Annotated in this window: 14 protein-coding genes; 6 read left to right on the top strand and 8 right to left on the bottom strand. The window is 72.3% G+C overall.

Annotated features, from left to right (window positions below; genetic code table 11):
* Positions 1-54 precede the first annotated feature (54 nt).
* The gene (locus ABZ370_RS07165) at positions 55-1,476 is read left to right on the top strand and encodes an amino acid permease (protein WP_358617651.1); all 1,422 of its coding nucleotides are present in this window, start codon (positions 55-57) and stop codon (positions 1,474-1,476) included.
* A gap of 141 nt (positions 1,477-1,617) precedes the next feature.
* Positions 1,618-2,259, top strand: a complete 642-nt coding sequence (locus ABZ370_RS07160; protein WP_358617648.1) for a superoxide dismutase — start codon at positions 1,618-1,620, stop codon at positions 2,257-2,259.
* Between the two features lie 110 nt (positions 2,260-2,369).
* Here ABZ370_RS07160 and ABZ370_RS07155 read toward each other — a convergent pair whose 3' ends face one another.
* On the bottom strand, positions 2,370-3,005 hold the full coding sequence (locus tag ABZ370_RS07155; RefSeq protein WP_358617646.1) for a DsbA family protein: 636 nt from the start codon (positions 3,003-3,005) through the stop codon (positions 2,370-2,372).
* Between the two features lie 164 nt (positions 3,006-3,169).
* Here ABZ370_RS07155 and pepN (ABZ370_RS07150) point away from each other — a divergent pair, with 164 nt between their 5' ends.
* Positions 3,170-5,818, top strand: coding sequence for an aminopeptidase N (gene pepN / locus ABZ370_RS07150; RefSeq protein ID WP_358617644.1), 2,649 nt, complete (start codon positions 3,170-3,172; stop codon positions 5,816-5,818).
* 122 nt (positions 5,819-5,940) lie between these two features.
* A complete protein-coding gene (locus ABZ370_RS07145; protein ID WP_358617641.1) occupies positions 5,941-7,008 on the top strand; it encodes a hypothetical protein in 1,068 nt (355 codons plus the stop codon).
* A gap of 30 nt (positions 7,009-7,038) precedes the next feature.
* Here the strand turns inward: ABZ370_RS07145 and ABZ370_RS07140 are convergent, their stop codons facing one another.
* On the bottom strand, positions 7,039-8,775 hold the full coding sequence (locus tag ABZ370_RS07140) for a TIGR03767 family metallophosphoesterase (protein ID WP_358617638.1): 1,737 nt from the start codon (positions 8,773-8,775) through the stop codon (positions 7,039-7,041).
* Positions 8,776-9,100: 325 nt separating this feature from the next.
* Here ABZ370_RS07140 and ABZ370_RS07135 point away from each other — a divergent pair, with 325 nt between their 5' ends.
* Both ABZ370_RS07135 and pepN (ABZ370_RS07130) read left to right on the top strand, forming a co-directional pair.
* The gene (locus ABZ370_RS07135) at positions 9,101-10,126 is read left to right on the top strand and encodes an aspartate-semialdehyde dehydrogenase (RefSeq protein WP_358617636.1); all 1,026 of its coding nucleotides are present in this window, start codon (positions 9,101-9,103) and stop codon (positions 10,124-10,126) included.
* 180 nt (positions 10,127-10,306) lie between these two features.
* A complete protein-coding gene (pepN, locus tag ABZ370_RS07130; protein WP_358617633.1) occupies positions 10,307-12,880 on the top strand; it encodes an aminopeptidase N in 2,574 nt (857 codons plus the stop codon).
* A gap of 130 nt (positions 12,881-13,010) precedes the next feature.
* On the opposite strand, the gene ABZ370_RS07125 is transcribed toward pepN (ABZ370_RS07130), so the two are convergent.
* The 6 genes from ABZ370_RS07125 to ABZ370_RS07100 form a co-directional block, all read right to left on the bottom strand.
* Positions 13,011-14,798 (bottom strand): tetratricopeptide repeat protein, encoded by a 1,788-nt coding sequence (locus ABZ370_RS07125; RefSeq protein WP_358617630.1) that lies wholly within the window; start codon positions 14,796-14,798, stop codon positions 13,011-13,013.
* Between the two features lie 21 nt (positions 14,799-14,819).
* Positions 14,820-15,794 (bottom strand): acyl-ACP desaturase, encoded by a 975-nt coding sequence (locus ABZ370_RS07120; RefSeq protein WP_358617627.1) that lies wholly within the window; start codon positions 15,792-15,794, stop codon positions 14,820-14,822.
* Positions 15,795-16,019: 225 nt separating this feature from the next.
* On the bottom strand, positions 16,020-16,265 hold the full coding sequence (locus tag ABZ370_RS07115) for a hypothetical protein (RefSeq protein ID WP_358617625.1): 246 nt from the start codon (positions 16,263-16,265) through the stop codon (positions 16,020-16,022).
* A 117-nt stretch (positions 16,266-16,382) separates the two neighbouring features.
* A complete protein-coding gene (locus tag ABZ370_RS07110) occupies positions 16,383-18,092 on the bottom strand; it encodes an alpha-L-fucosidase (RefSeq protein ID WP_358617623.1) in 1,710 nt (569 codons plus the stop codon).
* A gap of 647 nt (positions 18,093-18,739) precedes the next feature.
* Entirely contained in the window at positions 18,740-20,971 is a 2,232-nt protein-coding gene (gene malQ / locus ABZ370_RS07105) for a 4-alpha-glucanotransferase (RefSeq protein WP_358617620.1), read from the bottom strand.
* On the bottom strand, positions 20,971-21,258 hold the full coding sequence (locus tag ABZ370_RS07100; protein ID WP_358617617.1) for a hypothetical protein: 288 nt from the start codon (positions 21,256-21,258) through the stop codon (positions 20,971-20,973). The genes malQ and ABZ370_RS07100 overlap by 1 nt, the downstream gene beginning before the upstream one ends.
* Between the last annotated feature and the right edge of the window lie 62 nt (positions 21,259-21,320).

Genomic DNA, 21,320 nt, shown 5'->3' with positions numbered 1-21,320 from the left:
CACTGGGGGCGTTTTGCATCCGCCCGCCCCTCACACAAGGGACAGAGACCAGTCATGAACCCGACACCTGCGCCCTCGGCGCCGGAGAGCGGCACCACGGCGACAGACGCGGGCGCGGACGCCTCGCGACCGCTCTCGCACGGCCTCAAGCAGCGCCATCTGTCGATGATCGCCCTCGGCGGAGTGATCGGCGCCGGACTGTTCGTCGGCTCCGGCGCCGGAATCGCCGCCGCCGGGCCCTCGATCGTCCTCGCGTACGCGCTCTCCGGCCTGCTCGTGATGCTCGTGATGCGGATGCTCGGCGAGATGTCGGCGGCCAACCCGGCCTCCGGTTCGTTCTCCGTGCACGCCGAACGCGCCATCGGGCCGTGGGCCGGGTTCACCGCCGGGTGGATGTTCTGGGTACTGCTGTGCGTGGGCATCGCCGCCGAGGCGATCGGCGCGGCCGGGATCATGGTCCACTGGTTCCCGGGCACCGACTCCTGGATGTGGGTCGCCGTCTTCATGGCGATCTTCTGCGGCACCAACCTCGCGGCCGTCAGCAACTTCGGCGAGTTCGAGTTCTGGTTCGCCGCGCTGAAGATCGCCGCGATCTCCCTCTTCCTCATCCTGGGCGCCCTCGCCATCCTCGGCATCCTGCCCGGCACCGACTCCCCCGGCAGCAGCAACCTCACCGGCGACGGCGGCTTCATGCCCAACGGTACGGACGGCCTGGTCGTCGGCCTGCTGGCCTCCGTCTTCGCCTACGGCGGCCTGGAGACGGTGACGATCGCGGCGGCCGAGTCCGAGAACCCGGTCAAGAGCGTCGCGGGCGCGGTGCGCACCGCGATGTGGCGCATCGCCCTCTTCTACGTCGGCTCGATGCTCGTCGTGGTCACGGTCATACCGTGGAACGACAAGTCGGTCGTCACGGACGGCCCGTACGTCGCGGTCCTCAACCACCTGGACATCCCGGGCGCGGGCAACATCATGAACGTCATCGTCCTGGTCGCCCTGCTCTCCGCGATGAACGCCAACATCTACGGCGCCTCCCGCATGTCCTACTCCCTGGTCACCCGCGGCGAGGGCCCCGCCTTCCTCGGCCGCGTCTCCGGCGGCGTCCCCCGCCTCACCGTGCTCGCCTCGTCCTTCTTCGGCTTCGTCGCGGTACTGCTCAGCTACTGGTGGCCGGACAGCATCTTCAAGTGGCTCCTCAACATGGTCGGCGCCGCGGTGCTCGTCGTCTGGGCCTTCATCGCCGCGTCCCAGCTCGTGACGCGCCGCCGACTCCAGCGCGAGGCGCCCGAGAAGCTGGTCGTCAAGATGTGGCTCTTCCCCTACCTGACCTACGCCGCCCTGGCCGCCACCCTCGGCGTCCTGCTGCTGATGCTCCGCGAGGACGACACCAGCACCCAGCTCTACTTCACGGTCGGCCTGACGGCGGTACTCGCGGCCATCGGCTACGCGCGCCAGAAGGCGGTTGCTGGGCGGCACTGACACGACAGCGCTGACGCCACTCGCCGGAAGGGCGGGGCGGCTCCCGATCGGGAACCGCCCCGCCCTTTCGCTTACCCGGACGACTATTGGTGCTAGCGTGTAGTTGCAAGTGATGTGCAATAAAGGTCCGGAGGGCTTGGCATGGCCATCTACACGCTTCCTGAACTTCCGTACGACTACTCGGCGCTGGCGCCGGTCATCAGCCCCGAGATCATTGAGCTGCATCACGACAAGCACCACGCCACATACGTCAAGGGCGCGAACGACACGCTGGAGCAGCTCGCGGAGGCGCGGGAGACGGATCAGTGGGGGGCGATCAATGGGCTGGAGAAGAATCTGGCCTTCCATCTGTCGGGCCACATCCTGCACAGCATCTACTGGCACAACATGACCGGTGACGGTGGTGGTGAGCCGCTGGAGAGGGACGGGGTGGGTGAGCTGGCCGATGGCATCGCCGAGAGCTTCGGGTCGTTCGACCGGTTCAAGGCGCAGCTGTCCAAGGCGGCCGCGACCACCCAGGGGTCGGGGTGGGGAGTGCTGGCGTACGAGCCGGTGAGCGGGCGGCTGGTGGTGGAGCAGGTGTACGACCACCAGGGGAACGTGGGGCAGGGCTCGGTGCCGATCCTGGTCTTCGACGCCTGGGAGCACGCCTTCTACCTTCAGTACAAGAACCAGAAGGTGGACTTCATCGAGGCCATGTGGAAGGTCGTCAACTGGCAGGATGTCGCCCGCCGCTACACGGCGGCGAAGGAGCGCGCGCACAACCTGCTGCTCGCGCCGTAATGGACCTCCTGCTTACGTGATCGTCTTCTCAGCCTTCACGGGCAGGCGGAAAACAGGGCCCCCGCGCGGTCGAGTCGCGCGGGGGCCCTGCCGTATCGGGGTGGGGGCGGTCAGTCGAAGATCGGGCCGACCGTGCGGGTGCGCTTGATCTCGTAGAAGCCGGGGATGGAGGCGACCATCAGGGTGCCGTCCCAGAGCTGGGCGGCGGCGTCGCCCTTGGGGGCGGGGGTGACGACCGGGCCGAAGAAGGCGATCTGCTCGCCGTCGGAGCCGGGGACCGCGATCACCGGGGTGCCGACTTCCTGGCCGACCAGGTCGATGCCCGCCTGGTGGGAGGCGCGCAGCTCGGTGTCGTAGGCGTCGGAGTCGGCCGCGTCCGCGAGGTCGGCGGGGAGTCCGGCCTCCTCCAGGGCGGCGATGATCGTCTCGCGGTCCTTCTCCAGGCCCTGGTTGTGGAAGCGGGTGCCGAGGGCGGTGTAGAGGGGGCCGAGGACGTCACTGCCGTGCTTCTGCTCGGCGGCTATGCAGACCCGGACCGGGCCCCAGGCGGTCTTCATCAGCTCCTGGTAGCGCTCGGGCAGCTCGTCCAGCTTGGACTCGTTGAGCACGGCGAGGCTCATCACATGCCAGCGCACCTCGACCGGGCGGACCTTTTCCACCTCGAGCATCCAGCGTGAGGTCATCCAGGCCCACGGACACAGCGGATCGAACCAGAAGTCGGCGGGAGTCTTGGCGGTCTCGGTCACGGTCTCTCCTCGGACGGGCGCGCGCGAATAAGAGTTATCGAGAGTTGTCTCGTACGGACAACGTGGGCGGGCCCGGGGACCATTCCCCGATACCGGGTGTCAGTGCCCCGTGACATGATTCCCGCGGTCCGAAATGGCGTGTGGAACTTGAGGGGAGCCGCTACGTGCCCGGTGAGAACCTGACCCGTGACGAGGCCCGCGAGCGGGCGAGGCTGTTGTCGGTCGACGCGTACGACGTGGCCCTCGATCTGCGGTCCGCGGTCGGGGCGGATACCGGACCGGGGCCGCGCACCTTCCGCTCGACGACGACCGTGCGCTTCCGCTGCGCCGAGCCGGGGGCCGCGTCCTTCGCCGACCTGGTGGCGCCGGAGGTCGTCGCGGTCCGGCTCAACGGGCGGGAGCTGGACCCGACGGCCGTCTTCGACGGGTCCCGGATCGCCCTGGAGGGGCTGGCCGGGGAGAACGAGCTGGTGGTGGACGCGCGGTGCGCGTACAGCCGCACCGGCGAGGGGCTGCACCGCTTCGTGGACCCCGAGGACGGCGAGGTGTATCTGTACACCCAGTACGAGCCGGCCGACGCCCGGCGGGTCTTCGCCAACTTCGAACAGCCCGACCTGAAGGCGCCGTTCACCTTCTCGGTGACCGCCCCCGGGAGCTGGACGGTGCTGAGCAACGGGACGGCCGCCGGAGCCGAGCCGTCCGGCGACGGCGACGGGGCCGCGACCACCCGTTTCACCCCCACGCTGCCCATCTCGACGTACATCACGGCCGTCGTCGCGGGCCCGTACCACTACGTGAGCGACCGGTACCGCCGCACCCGGCCGGACGGCTCGGTGCTGGAGATCCCGCTCGGCGCGCTGTGCCGCAAGGGGCTCGCCAAGCACTTCGACGCGGACGACATCTTCACGATCACCAAGCAGGGCCTGGACTTCTTCCACGACCACTTCGACTATCCGTACCCCTTCGGGAAGTACGACCAGGCGTTCGTGCCGGAGTACAACATCGGCGCGATGGAGAATCCGGGGTGCGTGACCTTCCGCGAGGAGTTCGTCTTCCGCGGGAAGGTCACCCAGGCGTCGTACGAGCAGCGGGCGACGGTGATCCTGCACGAGATGGCGCACATGTGGTTCGGCGACCTGGTCACCATGGAGTGGTGGGACGACCTGTGGCTCAAGGAGTCGTTCGCCGACTTCATGGGGGCCTTCGCGCTGGTCGGGTCGACCCGCTTCACCGATGGCTGGATCACCTTCGCCAACCGCCGCAAGTCCTGGGCGTACCGGGCCGACCAGCTGCCGTCCACCCACCCCGTCACGGCCGACATCCGGGACCTGGAGGACGCCAAGCTCAACTTCGACGGGATCACCTACGCCAAGGGCGCGTCCGTGCTCAAGCAGTTGGTGGCCTACGCCGGGCAGGACGCCTTCCTGGAGGGCGCCCGGCGCTACTTCAAGCGGCACGCGTACGGCAACACCCGGCTGGCCGATCTGCTGTCGGTCCTCACCGAGACCTCCGGCCGGGACATGGCGGAGTGGTCGCGGGCCTGGCTGGAGACCGCGGGTGTCAATGTGCTGACCCCGCAGGCCGTCTACGACGCCGAGGGGCACATCACCGAGCTGGCCGTCCTCCAGGAGGCCGGGGCCGACAGCGCTGTTCCCGATGATGCGGCTCCGCCGCGTGGGACGCTGCGCCCGCACCGGGTCGCGGTCGGGCTGTACCGGAAGGACGGTCCCCGCGGGGAGCGTCCCGGGGCGCTGGTGCGCTACGCCCGCGCCGAGGTGGACGTCGACGGCCCCCGTACGGTCGTCACCGGGCTGACCGGGGCCGAGCGGCCCGATCTGATCCTGGTCAACGACGAGGACCTCACTTACGCCAAGGTCCGCTTCGACGAGGTCTCGCTGGACACCCTGCGCGAGCGGCTGGGCGAGCTGAGCGACCCGCTCGCCCGCGCGCTGTGCTGGTCCGCGCTGTGGAACCTCACCCGGGACGGGCTGATGCCCGCGCGCGACTACCTCGCGCTGGTGGAGCGGTTCGCCGGGGCGGAGAGTGACATCGGCGTGCTCCAGATGGTGCAGGCGTGGGCGCTGTCCGCGCTGCATCACTACAGCGCGCCGGAGCGCCGTACGGCGGCCGGGAGCCGGATCGCCGAGAGCGCGCTGCGCGAGCTGCGGCTCGCCGAGCCGGGCAGCGGACACCAGCTCGCCTGGGCGCGGTTCTTCTCCCAGGTCGCCTCCGAAGACACCGAGCTGCGGATGCTGCGCGGGCTGCTGGACGGCTCGGCCCGGATCGACGGGCTCGATGTGGACCAGGAGCTGCGCTGGATGTTCCTGGCGTCGCTCGCCGCACAGGGGGAGGCCGAGGAGAAGGCGATCGCGGCGGAGCTGTCCCGGGACGACACCGCGTCCGGCAGGCGCCATCAGGTGCGCCTCCTGGCCGCCCGCCCCTCGGCCGCGGTCAAGGCCGAGGCATGGGCGGCCGTGGTGGACTCGGACCGGCTGTCGAACGCGCTGGTGGAGGCCACCATCGCGGGCTTCGACCAGGAGAACCAGGGCGAGCTGCTGGCCCCGTACGCCCCGCGCTACTTCGAGGCGATCGAGCGCGTCTGGCAGGAGCGGTCGATCGAGATCGCCATGGCGATCGTGCGCGGGCTGTTCCCGGCCACGCGGGGCGACGCCACCACCCTGGCGGCGGCCGACGCCTGGCTGACCGGTCATCCGGAGGCGCCGTCGGCCCTGCGCAGGCTGGTGCTGGAGGCCCGCGACGATCTCGCGCGGACCCTGCGCGGACAGGAGTGCGACGCGCGGGCCGCCGGATGACGGACCGCGGCGGGGGCCCTTTCGGCATTCGAACTGCCGTACTTTAGTGCGGTGTTGTCCGGTTTTGTCGACGGTTCTGTTACAGCGGTGAGGGGGGTGGAGCGGGCGGGAATGGCGTGGTCATGAACCACGACACACCGCTCTCCCCGCGCCCCCTCCACCAGCTCTCGGACGCCCGCCGCCGGGTCCTGACGACACTTCAGCTGCGTGAGCACGGGGTGACGGCGGCCCAGACCGCCGAGCGCTGCCGGGCCGGTGGCCCCTGGCAGCGCGTCCTGCCGGGGGTGCATCTGCTGCACCCGTGCCCGCCGACCGGCGAGGAGCGGGTGTACGCGGCGCTGCTGTACACCGCGAGCCGCGGCCAGGCGGCCGGTGCGGTCGGCGGGGCCGGGGCCGCGGCCGGTGCCGCCTCCGGGCGCGGCGAGACCGCGGGGGACGGCCGGTACGGCGGGGCGATGATCACCGGGGCGGCGGCGCTCGCCCTGCACCACTTCGCCTCCGCTCCCCCGCTGGCCTCCCTCGACCGCGTCGACGTCCTGGTGCCGCGCACCCGGCGGCTGCGTTCCACCGGCTTCGTGCGCTTCGTCCGCGCCCATCCCCTCCCGCTGCCGCAGGAGCGCGCCGGGATGCCCGTCGCCCCGGTCGCCCGGGCGCTGGCCGACGCGGTCGCCCGGCTCTCCGACGCGGTGGCGGTGCGCGCGCTGCTCACCGAGTCCGTGCGCCAGGGGCACTGTGACGCCGCGGCCGTGGTCACGGAGCTGAGCGGGGCCCGGCTGCTGTCCCGGCCGCATGTCGTCGACGCCGTGGACGCGCTGCTCGCCGAGGGGCGGGCCATCGCCGAGGGCCGGCTGTACGACATGGTGCGCGGCCACGGCCTGCCCGAACCGCTGTGGAACGTGGAGCTGCGGCTGCCCGGCGGGCCCGCGCTCGGCGGGGTGGACGCGTACTGGCGGGACCAGGGCGTCGCGCTGGAGATCGACGCCCGGGCGCCGCGCCACGGCGGGCCCGTCCCCGGCACCGCCCAGGCCCGTCGGCGCGAGCATCTGGAGGAGATGGGCATCACGGTCGTGCGCGTCACGCCCAAGCGGCTCAGAGAGGGCCTGGAGGAGCAGGCCGCGGTGGTCCGTACGGCGCTGATCGCGTCGGCCGACCGCGGCCCGGCCCCTTATGTGATGCTCCTGCCGCGCTGATCCTCACAGCGGGCCCGGGCGACAAGGGCCTTACGGCTTGCGCAGCAGCAGCTCGGTGTTGCGGTCGTCCGGGTCACCGGCGAGGGTCTGGCTGGCGCCGGGCGCGTTGAAGGCCAGTTCGCGGTAGAGCGCGGCGAGTCCGGTCTGCGACAGGTCCTCGAAGTCGGTGCGGCGCGGGGCGGCCGCCTCGATGAGCGTGGTGAACAGGGACAGCGTGCCGTCCTCGTTGTCCACGACCTCGATGACCCGGGCCAGCTGGGGGAAGTCGACGTGAGAGGCGGTGGTGATCTCCCAGAAGGTGTCGCGCGGCGTGATCTCGTTCTGGTGGCTGTGTCCGTTGATCCAGGCCAGCACCTGGGGGTGGCGCTGGAAGAGGGAGACCACCTCGTCGCCGCCGTGCCGGGCCTCGTCCGGGCGGGACGGGTCGGTGTTCATGTTGTTCAGGCTGTCGCTGTAGTGGTGGCTGTAGACGATGACGTAGTCGTCCTTGTGCTCCTTCAGCGTCCTCTCCAGCCACTTCAGCTGGGCGGTGCCGATCGAGCCGGTGTAGTGGCCGCCCGGGTCGGTGGTGTCCAGGCTGATGCCGACGACGTTCTCGGAGATCCGGAACGAGTAGTACAGGGTGCCCTCTTCGAGGTTGGCCTTGGTGTAGCCGTGGCCGACCGGGCCCGCCCCGGCGGCCAGCGGGTCGAGGTGCGCGGCCAGGTACTCCTTCTGGGTGAAGGGCGCACGGCGCTCGTCCGGGGTGACCGTGCGCATCTCCTTGGCGTGCGCCTCCACCAGGGCCTTCATGTCGGCGCCCTTGGGGTCGGCGCCCTTGCGCTGGCCCTTGTAGATCGCGGCGGCCTCGTCGGCCGGGATGAGCTGGAGCTTGCGCTTGCCGGTCGCGATGTCCGTGATGTAGTCGGCGCCGAACGAGTAGACGCCGCCCGCCAGATCGTCGTGGTTGCCGACGGTCGAGTACCACGGCAGCCGCAACCCGGGGCTGTTGACAGTGCGCAGGGCGGCTTCGAGGAAGCCCTCGATGCGCGGGAAGCCGAGCTGCTTGTCGGAGTCGCGCAGCGGCTGCTCCGGGTGCCAGAACTCCTTGAGCCCGCTGTTCTGCACGCCCTCGTAGTGGCGCGGGTCGCCGGTGTTGGGGGTGATCCGGCCGCCGTTCATGGCGGTGAGGAACCAGTCCAGCTCGATCTTCGAGTTGTTGTCGGTGTTGTCACCGGTGGTCATCACGAAGGAGAGCGGCGCGCCGGTGGCGGGGCCGCCGCGCAGCCCGTTGACCCGCTCGATGAGGGAGGCGAGGCCCACGACGGTGAGCGCCTCGTGGGGGCGCCAGGCGCCGGTGCGCCCGGAGCGCAGGAACTCGTAGCGCAGCGGGTGCTGAACGTCCGCCAGGTGCAGGTCCGTCAGCTGGACGAACGAGGCGAGGGCGGTGCGCCGGTCCTCCCGGCCCGCCTTGGCGCCGGTGATGTCGGTGCGTACCCGGCGCTCCCAGGCCGGGCCGTCGCCGAGGCGCCGGTAGCCGCCGGAGTCGGTGACCGGCGCGGAGAACGCCTCCAGGGTGGTACCGGCGTCGGAGGGAGCGGCGGGCGCCTGGCCCACCCTGCGCCCCGCGACCTGTGCCGTGGCGGGCTGCGAGGCATTGGCCGATCCGCTGCCGGGCCCGAAGGCGATGCCGAGGCCGGCCGTGGCGCCGGTGGCTGCCGCGGCGGTGAGGAAGGTGCGACGGTCGAGCGCGGCGACCGCGGAGGCGGCGGACCGAATGCGGGACATGCGCGATCTCTCCCCGAGTGGATTCGCGAAGCGGGTGGACAGCGGCGGCTGTCCTCACTTCGGATCGTTGGCATCGGGGATGGCCTGGGAGTGAACGACGCGGCAACGCAGGTCGCCGATCTCCTCACGACGATCTTCGTGAAGAAAACGGCCATCGCACCCTCGTGAACAGGAATTCTTCCGCTCACTTCGTGTTCACTCGCGAGGGAAGCCCGGGCCGTCCCGACCAGTGCGACATTGGTCACGGAAAGGTCACGGCGAGGCCTGAGACACTGGCCGGAGGGGTAGGCGTCACGAAGAGACACAACCAAGGAAAAGGGTTCATATGAGGATCGGAATCGTCGGAGCGACCGGCCAGGTCGGCGGAGTGATGCGGAGGATACTCGCCGAGCGCGACTTCCCCGCCGACCAGCTGAGGCTGTTCGCGTCCGCCCGTTCCGCAGGCCGCACGCTCTCCTGGGGCGGCACCGAGGTCACCGTCGAGGACGCGGCCACGGCCGACTACTCCGGTCTGGACATCGTGCTGTTCTCGGCGGGCGGCGCCACCTCCCGGGCGCTGGCCGAGAAGGTCGCCTCGCAGGGCCCGGTCGTGATCGACAACTCGTCCGCCTTCCGCATGGACCCCGACGTTCCGCTGGTCGTCTCCGAGGTCAACCCGCATGCGGCGGTGCAGCGCCCCAAGGGCATCATCGCCAACCCGAACTGCACCACCATGGCCGCCATGCCGGTGCTGCGCCCGCTGCACCGGGAGGCCGGGCTGACCGCCCTGGTGGCCACCACCTACCAGGCCGTCTCCGGCTCCGGGCTCTCCGGCGTCGCCGAGCTGGACAACCAGATCCGCAAGGGCGCCGAGCGCGCGGCCGAGCTGACCCACGACGGTTCGGCCGTCGACCTCCCCGAGCCGGAGGTCTACGCCCGCCCGATCGCCTTCAACGTGCTCCCGATGGCCGGGAAGATCGTCGAGGACGGCCGCCTGGAGACCGACGAGGAGCAGAAGCTCCGCAACGAGAGCCGCAAGATCCTGGAGATCCCGGACCTGAAGGTCTCCGGCACCTGCGTCCGGGTCCCGGTCTTCAGCGGCCACTCGATCCAGGTGAACGCCCGCTTCGAGCGTCCGATCAGCGTGGAGCGGGCCGTGGAGCTGCTGGCCGCCGCCCCGGGCGTGGCCCTCACCGACATCCCGACCCCGCTGCAGGCCGCGGGCCAGGACCCGAGCTTCGTGGGCCGCATCCGGGTGGACGAGACGGTCGAGAACGGTCTCGCGCTGTTCCTGTCGAACGACAACCTGCGCAAGGGCGCGGCGCTGAACGCGGTGCAGATCGCCGAGCTGGTCGCGGCCGAGCTGGGCTGACGCCCACGCCCGCCCCGGAGGGGGAGCGGCCCACGGGCCGCTCCCCCTCGGCGTTTCCCGAGCCGGTCGTACGGGCCGGTCATGTACCGGCGCGGACCGGTTCCGACGTGCGAGGATGGCAATCCGCCTGACGCATGGCGTACCGCACATACCGCACATGACGAACGGGAGAGAGCCGACGTGCCTGGTACCAACCTCACCCGGGAGGAAGCGCAAGAGCGAGCGCGCCTCCTGACCGTGGACGCGTACGACATCGAGCTGGATCTGAGCGGCGCGCAGGAGGGCGGCACCTACCGCTCGGTGACCTCGGTGCGCTTCGACGCCGCCGAGGCGGGTGTGTCCTCGTTCATCGACCTGGTGGCGCCCACCGTCCACGAGGTGGTCCTCAACGGGGACGCCCTGGACCCCGCCGAGGTCTTCCAGGACTCGCGGATCGCGCTGCCGTCGCTGCTGGCCGGGCGCAACGAGCTGCGGGTCGTCGCCGACTGCGCGTACACCAACACCGGTGAGGGGCTGCACCGTTTCGTCGACCCGGTCGACCAGCAGGCGTACCTCTACACGCAGTTCGAGGTGCCGGACGCCCGCCGGGTGTACGCGAGCTTCGAGCAGCCGGACCTGAAGGCCACGTTCCAGTTCACCGTGACCGCGCCCGAGGGCTGGACGGTGATCTCCGACTCGCCGACGCCCGAGCCCAAGGACAACGTCTGGCGCTTCGAGCCGACGCCGCGCATCTCGACGTACGTCACCGCGCTGATCGTCGGCCCGTACCACAGCGTGCACAGCAGCTGGGAGAGCGGCGACGGCCGGTCGGTGCCGCTCGGCATCTACTGCCGCCCCTCGCTCGCCGAGTTCCTCGACTCGGACGCCATCTTCGCGGTGACGCGGCAGGGCTTCGACTGGTTCGAGGAGAAGTTCGACTACGCGTACCCGTTCGCCAAGTACGACCAGCTCTTCGTGCCGGAGTTCAACGCGGGCGCGATGGAGAACGCGGGCGCGGTCACCATCCGCGACCAGTACGTCTTCCGCTCCAAGGTGACGGACGCGGCGTACGAGGTGCGGGCCGAGACCATCCTCCACGAGCTGGCCCACATGTGGTTCGGCGATCTGGTCACCATGGAGTGGTGGAACGACCTGTGGCTGAACGAGTCGTTCGCCACCTACACCTCCATCGCCTGCCAGGCGTACGCGCCGGGCAGCAAGTGGCCGCATTCGTGGACCACGTTCGCCAATTCCATGAAGACCTGGGCCTACCGGCAGGACCAGCTGCCGTCCACCCACCCGATCATGGCCGAGATCAACGACCTGGACGACGTCCTGGTCAACTTCGACGGCATCACGTACGCCAAGGGCGCGAGCGTGCTCAAGCAGCTCGTCGCGTACGTCGGCATGGACGAGTTCTTCCGCGGCGTGCAGGCGTACTTCAAGCGCCACGCCTACAAGAACACCCGGCTCGCCGATCTGCTCGGCGCGCTGGAGGAGACCAGCGGCCGGGACCTCAAGACCTGGTCGAAGGCGTGGCTCCAGACCGCGGGCATCAATGTGCTGCGGCCGGAGATCACCACGGACGCCGCCGGGACGATCACCTCCTTCGCCGTGCGGCAGGAGGCCCCCGCGCTGCCGACCGGCGCCAAGGGTGAGCCGACGCTGCGGCCGCACCGCATCGCGATCGGGCTGTACGACCTCGACGCGACCGGCAAGCTGGTCCGCTCCGAGCGGATCGAGCTGGATGTGGACGGGGAGCTGACCGAGGTGCCGCAGCTCGTCGGCACGAAGCGGTCCGCCGTCATCCTGCTCAACGACGACGACCTCTCGTACGCCAAGGTCCGGCTCGACGCCGACTCCCTGGCCGTCGTCACCGACCACCTGGGCGACTTCGAGGCGTCCCTGCCGCGCGCCCTGTCCTGGGCCTCCGCCTGGGACATGACCCGGGACGGCGAGCTGGCCACCCGCGACTACCTGGCGCTGGTGCTGTCCGGGGTGGCCAAGGAGTCGGACATCGGCGTGGTGCAGTCGCTGCACCGCCAGGTGAAGCTCGCGCTGGAGCTCTACGCCGCGCCCGAGTGGCGTGAGACCGGGCTCGGTCAGTGGACCGACGCCACGCTGGAGCATCTGCGCGCCGCCGCCCCCGGCAGCGACCACCAGCTCGCCTGGGCCCGCGCCTTCGCCGCGACGGCCCGCACCGATGCGCAGCTCGACGTGCTCGCCGGGCTGCTGGACGGCAGCGAGACGATCGAGGGCCTGGCCGTCGACACCGAGCTGCGCTGGGCGCTGGTGCAGCGGCTCGCCGCGACCGGGCGCGCCGACGAGGCCGAGATCGCCGCCGAGCTGGAGCGCGACAAGACGTCGGCGGGCGAGCGGCACGCCGCCACGGCGCGCGCCGCGCGGCCGACCGAGGCCGCCAAGGCCGAGGCGTGGGCGTCGGTCGTCGAGGGCGACAAACTCCCGAACTCGGTGCAGGAGGCGGTGATCGGCGGGTTCGTCCAGACCGATCAGCGGGAGCTGCTGGCCCCGTACACCGAGAAGTACTTCGCGGCGGTCAAGGACGTCTGGCACGTCCGCAGCCATGAGATGGCGCAGCAGATCGCGGTGGGGCTGTACCCGGCGCTCCAGGTCTCGCAGGCCACGCTGGACGCCACGGACGCGTGGCTGGACTCCGCCGAGCCCAGTGCGGCGCTGCGGCGGCTGGTGACGGAGTCGCGGGCGGGCGTCGAGCGCGCCCTCAAGGCCCGCGCGGCGGACGCGGCGGCGGGCTGACGCCGCGCTGACGCCGGCAGTGCGGGCCCGTGCGGCTCGCACTGCCGGCGGCGTTGCTGGGCGCGGGCCTGGGGTTTCGCGGTCAGGTGCAGCCCGGTGGCCGGTTTGTGCCCACCCGTTCCTCCCCCAGCTACCGCTGGGAGGTGCCCCCTGGCGAAACGCCTGCCCACGAACCGGCGAGGGGCTGGGGGTGGCGGTCGGCGGCTGTGCGGAGCCAGTGGTCGGCTTCCTCGGGGCGGCCGAGGGCGTGCAAGGCCTCGGCGAGCCAGTACGCGGCCTCCACGTGGTCGCCGTCGTGAGCGGTGTGCAGCAGCGGTACGGCCTCGGCGTGGGCGCCGCGCCGGACCATGCTGCGCCCGGCGAGGAAGGCGGGCGGTATGAGGCCGGTGCGGGCGGCGCGGACGTACCAGCGCTCGGCCTGCTGCGGATCGCCGCCGCGCTCCTCGGAGGTCCGGCCGAGCCACCACGCGGCGCCCCCGTGGCCGAGCCCGGCGGCGCGGTGGAACCAGATCTCGGCGGTGCGCCGGTTCCCGGCCTCCTCGTGGACGCGGCCGATGTCGTACGCGGCGGAGGCGTCGCCCTCGCCCGCGGCGGGTTCGAAGTGCTCCACCATGAGCGCGCCCCTGGCGCCGCCCCGCTGGTGCAGCATCCGGCCGAGGGCGAGCAGGGCGCGCGGCGTGCCCGCCTTGCGGTACCACTCGGCGGCCTCGGGCAGCCGGTGGATGTGGTCGAGGGCCTCGGCGTAGGCGAACCAGGCGTCGGGGCCGCCGTCTTCGGCGCGGGCGCGCAGCGCGGGGAGGCGGTCGCGCCACTGGGCGGAGCCCTGCCGTCCGGGGTCGGCGCGGATGGCGGCGACGTCCTCCAGGGCTCTGACGACCCGTTCCTCGCTTTCCGAGAACGGGTCCCAGTGCTCCGGGTCGATGCCGGTGGACAGCAGCCACTCCTCGGCCTCGTCCAGCCGCCGCTGACGGGTGCACAGCACGCCGAGGTTGTAGCAGGCCCAGAAGTGGCCGCCGTCCGCGTCGTCGGCGGTGCGGTACCAGGATTCGGCGGCCCGCAGCTCGCCGCGCTCCTCGGACCAGACGCCGAGCACGAACGCGGCGCCGTCGTAGCCGAGTTCATGGGCGCGCTCGACCAGGGCACGGGCCTCGTCCCGGCGACGCGCGTCGCGGGCGACGAAGATGGCCCGGTCGACCAGGGCCTTGACGCTGCCGACGGCCGCGGCGCGGGCGTACAGCGCCTCGGCCTCGTCGACCAGGTGCGGGCAGCTGTCGTACATCCCCTGCCGGTCGGGGTCGAGCAGCGGGCGCAGCGCCTCGTACGCGGCGTCGGGGTCGCCCGCGGCCTCCGCCGCGGCGAGGGCGTCGCGCCAGCCCGCCAGCTCGTCGAGGAAGTCCTCGATGACCTTGCGGGTGCGGGTGGCGATGTCGTCGCCCTCGGCCGACGCCTCGGCCAGCCGCTCCAGGGCGGTGTCCCACTCGCCCCGGGCGGCCAGCATCATGGCGCCGTCGGTCTTGCAGGCGACGCTGCCGAGCGCGGCCCCGCGCCCGTACCACTCCTCGGCACCGGCCGGGTCGCCCGCCTCCCGGAGGAGCCGGGCGAGCCCGAGGGCGCAGCCGGCGTCGCGGTCGGCGGCGCTCCGGAACCACCGTTCGGCCTCGGCGAAGTCGCCGCGGCCCCGGTGGCATGTCGCCAGCCTGCGCGAGGCGTCCGCGTCACCGGCGTCGGCGGCCCTGGCCCACCAGGGCAGGGCCTCGTCCAACTGCCCGCGCCCGGTGAGGAGTTCGGCGTACGAGCGGTAGGCGCCCGGCTCCCCGGACGCCGCCGCGGCCCGCAACTCGGCTGCCTCGTCACGGCTTTCACCGGACGTGTCCGCGGGTGCCGCGCCGGACGTCCCGCGCGAAGGATGATCGACCATCACCCGATGGTGCCAGAGTGATCAAGCCTGCTCGGCACGGGCCCTGCGCCGGGCCAGCAGCGCCTCACGGCGCTCGTCGAACTTGGTGGCCTGGTCATCGAGCCCGCCCATGTAGAGGCCGAGTTCCTCCTGCGCCTTGATCCCCTCCGGGCCGAGCCCGCTGATCTGGAGGACCTTGAGGAAGCGCAGCACCGGCTGGAGGACGTCGTCGTGGTGGATGCGCAGGTTGTAAATGCCCCCGATCGCTATCTGCGCGGCGGCCCGCTCGAAGCCGGGCATGCCGTGCCCGGGCATGCGGAAGCCGACGACGACGTCCCGGACGGCGCACATGGTCTGGTCGGGCGCCAGCTCGAAGGCCTTCCCGAGCAGGTTCCGGTAGAAGATCATGTGCAGGTTCTCGTCGGTGGCGATGCGCGCCAGCATCCGGTCGCAGACCGGGTCGCCGGAGTGGTGGCCGGTGTTGCGGTGCGAGATGCGGGTGGCCAGCTCCTGGAAGGCGACGTAGGCCACGGTGTGCAGCATGCTGTGCCGGTTGTCGGACTCGAAGCCCTCTTCCATGTGCGACATGCGGAACCGCTCCAGCTGCACCGGGTCGACGGCGCGGCTGGTGAGCAGGTAGTCGCGCATGACGATGCCGTGCCGCCCCTCCTCCGCCGTCCAGCGGTGCACCCAGGTGCCCCAGGCGCCGTCCCGGCCGAAGAGGGCCGCGATCTCGTGGTGGTAGCTGGGGAGGTTGTCCTCGGTGAGGAGGTTCACCACGAGCGCGATCCGGCCGACGTCGCTGACCTTGGACTGGTCGGGCGCCCAGGCCTCGCCGCCCATCACCCCGTCGAAGTTGCGGCCGTCGCTCCACGGCACGTACTCGTGGGGCATCCATTCCTTGGCGACGCCCAGGTGCCTGTTGAGCTCGGTCTCGACGACTTCTTCGAGCGCGTACAGGAGCTGTGTATCGCTCCACGCGGCCTGACCGTTGCGGCTGGAGGGGGCGAGGGTCACTGCGGAGCTCCTGGGGACGGGAACGACGGACATTACCTACGGCTCCGTAGGTTACGGCACCGTAGGTTAAAGCGAAAATAAACTGCCCCCGAGTCCGGTGTTTGGCGGCTGCTTGGCGGCCTCAGGTACGCGAGAGGGTACGCGGATACAACAAGGGCGCCCCCGGCCGGTTCGGCCAGGGGCGCCCTCGCAGCGCCGTTCAGCGCTTCGTCTCTCGTTCGCCCGTCATGAATCGGTCTGCTGACGGGACTTCTTGTCACCCAGCATGACGAGGCCCGCGATCACCAGGAACAGGAGGATCGGGGCGACGACGAAGAGGCCGAGCGTCTCGGCGACGCTCAGGCCCGGACCCGGGTCGTCACCGTCGTCGCGGGTGAGCGCGAACGCGGGGGACGACATCAGCTGCATCACCGTCGTCGCGGCGATGACGGCACCGGCGCGCACGGCGTTCTTTTTGGCCTTGTTGCTCACAGCCTCAAGTTATCGGACGGCTGTGGGGGGCGCGTGCGCGGGGTGGCCCTTAAGGCGGGGTGGCCCTTAGGGCGGGGTGGCCCTTAGGGCGGGGTGGCCCTTAAGGCGGGGTGGCCCTTAAGGCGTTCCCGCCGTCGCCGCGCGGTGGACGGTCACCGGCAGCAGCCGCGGCGTGGCGCGGGACTGCTGGACCCGCACCCGCACCGCGTCGGCGGTCACGGCCGTGGGCAGCGCCAGGATGCGCCGCGCGCCGACGGTGGTGCCGGAGGCGATGTCCCGCCAGGTCCCCGCGGTCCGCGCCTGTACGGTGAATGCCTCGACCCGCTGCCCGTACCGGATGTCCTCGCCGAGCCGCACCCGGTCGAACGTCACGGGTCCGCCGCCGGTCGGCAGGCCGGAGCCGTAGGTGTTCGTGACGGCCGTCCCGAACGCGGTCAGCGAGGCGACGTCGGTGTCGTCGATCCGGCCGTTCCTCGCGGGCGGGACGTTGAGCAGCAGCGAGGCGTTGCGGCCCACGCTGCGCTCGTACAGCGACATCAGCTGCGCGGCCGTCTTGGGGCGCTCGGCGGGGTGGTGGAACCAGCCGGGGCGCAGCGAGACGTCCGCCTCGGCCGGGTACCACTGGAGGTACTTCACGCCGGGGGCGGTCAGCTTCGCGCGGGAGCCGATGTCGGCGTCGGTGGAGTCGTTCGGCAGCCCTCCGCCGATCACGGTCCAGGGGTCGACGGCGGACGGGGTCACCGACCACTCGCTCTCACGGGCGACGCCGTCCTCGTTGCCCACCCAGCGCACGCCCTGGGCGCCCTGGAAGACGACGGTGTCCGGGGAGAGCGCGCGGATCAGCCGGAACCAGTTGGTGACGTCGTACTTCTGCGTGATCCCGGCGCCCGACCAGGGGTTCGCGCCGTCCAGCCAGAATTCGTCGACGGGGCCGTACTGGGTGAGGATCTCGTAGATCTGGTTGAGGTAGTACGCGTCGTAGTCGTCGGCGGTGAAGCGGAAGCTGGGCAGCTTGCCGGAGGCGACGTCGGCGGCGCGGTCGTCGCCGGGCACGAGGGTGGGGATGGTGCGCTCGGTGGGCCTGCTGCCGTTGCCGTACCGGCCCTGCCCGGCGGGTGCCTGGCCCGCGTCCTCCAGCGCCATGCGCTCCGGCAGCGACAGCTGCTGGCCGTTCGCCTGCTTCTCCCGGACCTTCTCGACCCACTGGGCGTGCCAGGCGTGCGGCAGCTCGGCCCCGTCGGCGGGCGAGAGGTACACCCCGACCTTGAGCCCCGCCGCGCGGGCCGCCTTCGCGTACGCCCCGAGCACGTCGCCGTCCGGGTTCTTCTGACCGGGGCCGCGGGTCCACCAGGGGCTGGCGGCGACGTCGTGGTCCGTGTAGCGGCTGGGGTAGAGCGTGAAGCCGTCGTGATGCTTGGCGGTGAGCATGACCTGCCGGGCCCCGGCCGCCTTGTACGTCCGCATCCACTGGCCGAAGTCGAGCGCGGCAGGGTCGAACAGCTTCTCGTCCTCGGTGCCGGAGCCCCATTCGCGGTTGGTGAAGGTGTTCATGCCGAAGTGGGTGAACGCGGTGACCTCTTGCTGCTGCCAGGCGAGCTGGCCGGGGGTGGGGACGGTGTGGACGGCCTTGTCGATGATGCGGGCGGGGGTGTCGCAGGCCTCGATGACGTGCTGTGACGCGTCCGCGATGGGGGCGTCGCAGGGGCCCTGGGCGGCGGCTCCGCCGCCCGTGGGTATCAGCGTCGCCGCGGCGGCCATGGTGGCGAGGGCGAGGGTGCGGAGTCTTCGCGCGAGCATGAGGTCCCTCCGGTATGCGGTTGTGTCCATGACACCCCTTCCCCCACCCCGCCCCTACCCGAACCCATGAGCAAGCCCCCGGGCCCCCGGGGCGGGCCCGGCGGCCGTGGCCAAGGCCGGACGCGGCCCGGTGGCCAGAGGCGCCCCGGCGACCGGATACAGGCCGTGGCCAAGCCCAGGCCGGTGGCCGGTTTGTGCCCACCTGTTCCGCCCCGCGGAACGATTGCCCACAAACCGAATGCTCGGCGGCCCGAGCCCCCGCCACCGACGCGCCGGAGCCCCGGCGGGGTGCGGGGCTGCCGCCCGGGGCTGGGGCCCAGGGGCGCACCCCCGGCAGGGCGCGGGGGCCCAGTCGCGCAGCCCCGGCAGGGGTCCAGGGCCGGAGCGCCGGTCGGAGGCCCAGCGGCTCAGCCCCCGCGGGGGTCCAGGGGCGCAGTCCCAGGGGCGCGGGGCACAGAGCCCCGGTAGAGGCCCAGAGCCGCAGCCTCGGCAGGGTGCGGGGGTCCACACCCCCGGCAGGGGCCCAGGCGGGCGCAGGGGCGTAGCCCCGGGCGGGGCGCAGGACGCAGCCCCGGCGGGGTGTGGGGCGGAGCCCCGGCGGGGGGCCGGGGGCTTGCCCTCGGTTTCGGGAAGGGGCGGGGTGGGGGCCAATCCGTCTCCGCCTGGGCGGGTGGGGGCTAATCCCGCCTGGTCAGGACCGTCATCAGGGCGTGTAGGCGAGGGGAGGTGGTCAGGGCCTCCAGGGGCATCGGGCTGCCCGCCGCGTCGGCGATCGGCAGGCGCCAGTTCGGGTACTGATCCCACGTACCCGGCAGGTTCTGCGGCCGCCGGTCCCCCACCGCGTCCGGCAGCCACACGCCCACCATCCGCGCGGGCGTGCGCAGCAGGAAGTGGTGGACGGCCCTGATCGCGGCCTCCTCGTCGCCCGGCCCCTCCGGCAGCAGGCCCAGCCGTCCCAGCAGCCGCGTCCACTCGGCGACCTCGGCCGCCTCGGCCGCCCGCTCGGCCGCGAGGGGGCGGGTGAGCAGGCCCAGCCGGTGGCGCAGGGCGACGTGGTCGCCGGTGAGCCGGGCCGCGGTGCTGGGGAGGTCGTGCGTGGTGGCCGTGGCCAGGCAGTCGGCGCGCCATTCCTCGGGGGCGAGAGGACGGGCGGCGGCGCCGCCGTCGCCGTTCCAGTCGCGTTCGAACCACAGCACCGACGTACCCAGCACACCCCGCCCGGCCAGGGCCTCCCGTACGCCGGGCTCGACCGTCCCCAGGTCCTCCCCTATGACGACGGCCCCCGCCCGGTGCGCCTCCAGGGCGAGCACGCCGAGCATCGCGTCCGCGTCGTACCGCACGTACGTGCCCTCGGTCGGCGGCCGTCCCTCCGGGACCCACCACAGCCGGAACAGGCCCATCACATGGTCGATGCGCAGCGCGCCCGCGTGCCGCAGCAGGCCGCGCAGCAGCTCGCGGTACGGGGCGTAGCCGGTGGCGGCGAGGGCGTCGGGGCGCCAGGGCGGGAGGCCCCAGTCCTGGCCGCGGGAGTTGAAGGCGTCCGGGGGCGCGCCGATGGACATGCCGGAGGCGAAGACGTCCCGCAGGGCCCAGGCGTCGGCGCCCGAGGGGTGCACCCCGACGGCGAGGTCGTGCACCAGCCCGATGCCCATGCCCGCGTCCAGCGCCGCGCGCTGGGCGTCGGCGAGCTGGCCGTCGGTGAGCCAGGCGAGCCAGGAGTGGAAGTCGGCGCGATCCAGGTGCTCGCTCCGGGCGCGGGCGGTACGGGCGGAGCGCGGGTCGGCCAGGCCGTCGGGCCAGCCGCGCCAGTCGGGGCCGTAGGTGTCGGCGAGGGCGCACCACAGGGCGTGGTCCTCCAGTGCCTGGCCGCGCTCGGCGAGGAAGTCGCAGTAGGCGGCGCGGCGGCCGGGGCCGAGGGGGACGGCCCGTACCAGCTCCAGGGCCTCGCGCTTGAGGGCCCAGACCGCCTCCCGGTCGATCAGGGCGCCGTCGCGCAGGACGGACGTACGGAGCGCGCCCGCGGCCTCCAGCAGCCGGTCGGCCCGCTCACGGGCGGCGCCGCCCAGATAGGCGTACTCGGGCACGTTCTCGACCCGCAGATGGACGGGGTCGGGGAAGCGGCGCGAGGAGGGGCGGTAGGGCGAAGGGTCGGTGGGGGCGGCCGGGGTGCCGGGCACCGCCGAGTGCAGCGGGTTGAGCTGGATGAAGCCGGTGCCGAAGGCGCGCCCGGACCAGGCGGCGAGGTCGGCCAGGTCACCGAGGTCGCCCATGCCCCAGGAGCGGGCGGACAGCAGCGAGTAGAGCTGGACGAGGAAGCCGTGGCTGCGGGCCGGGGGCGACGGCATCCGGTCGGGGGCCACGATGAGGGCGGCGGTGGCGGTGCGCCCGTCGGGGGCGTGGGCGGTGAGGGTGTGAGTACCCAGCGGTAATTCGGCGCCCGGGGGCCATGCCTCGCCCAGGGGAAATTCCGCACCTGGGGGCCATGCCTCGCCGAGGGGCCGTTCCGCACCCGGAGAATCCAGAGGCATCCGCGCGCCCGGCGGCGCACCCGCGGGTAATAACGGGCCGTCGACGGCCGCCGGCCCCCACCCGCGTGGTGCGCCGTCCTCGGTGCGCACGCGCAGCTCCGTACCGTCGGGCAGGGCCTCGGCCAGGCCCAAGCCGTCGGGCAGGGCCTGGCGCGGCGCTCCGCCGGGGCGCAGGACCACGCAGGGGGGCAGCAGCCGGTCGCGCTGTCGGCGCTCGTGCCGGTCCAGCGCGTCATTCACTGATCGGGGGGTGGAGGCGTCCACGCCCAGCGCGGCGAGTACGGCCACGACGGTGTCCTCGGGCACCTGGACGGTGCGGCCCGGGGCGGGCTCGTAAGAGGTGGCGACACCGTGCAGCTCGGCGAGCCGCGCTCTGCCCATCAGTACTCCATCGGCTCCATGGACGCGCCCGCGCCGGTCCCGGCGGCGGTCGGCTCACTCGTCAGAGGCATTTCGGTGGCGAGCGGGGGCTCGCTGGTCAGGGGGATGTTGTCGGCGAGCGGTGGTTCGCTGGTGAGGGGCGCCTCGATGGCGACACCCGACCCGAAACCGTCCAGTCCGCACAGTCCGCAGTCGGGGTCGGAGACCCCGGCGAACGGGTCCGGCTCACGCACGGCTTCGGGCACGGGTTTGGACAGGGCGCTGGGGAGAAGAGCTGACGCGGCCACACGGACCTCCGTGGGATGTCGGCAGTGTGTCAATGGCAAGGCCTACCCACTCAATCCAGCCG

It is taken from the genome of Streptomyces sp. NPDC005962, from assembly GCF_040629205.1.
In the GTDB taxonomy this organism is placed as follows: Bacteria; Actinomycetota; Actinomycetes; order Streptomycetales; family Streptomycetaceae; genus Streptomyces.
Note: the sequence above shows the minus strand (reverse complement) of the source record. Positions and strands in the feature narration are given on the sequence as shown.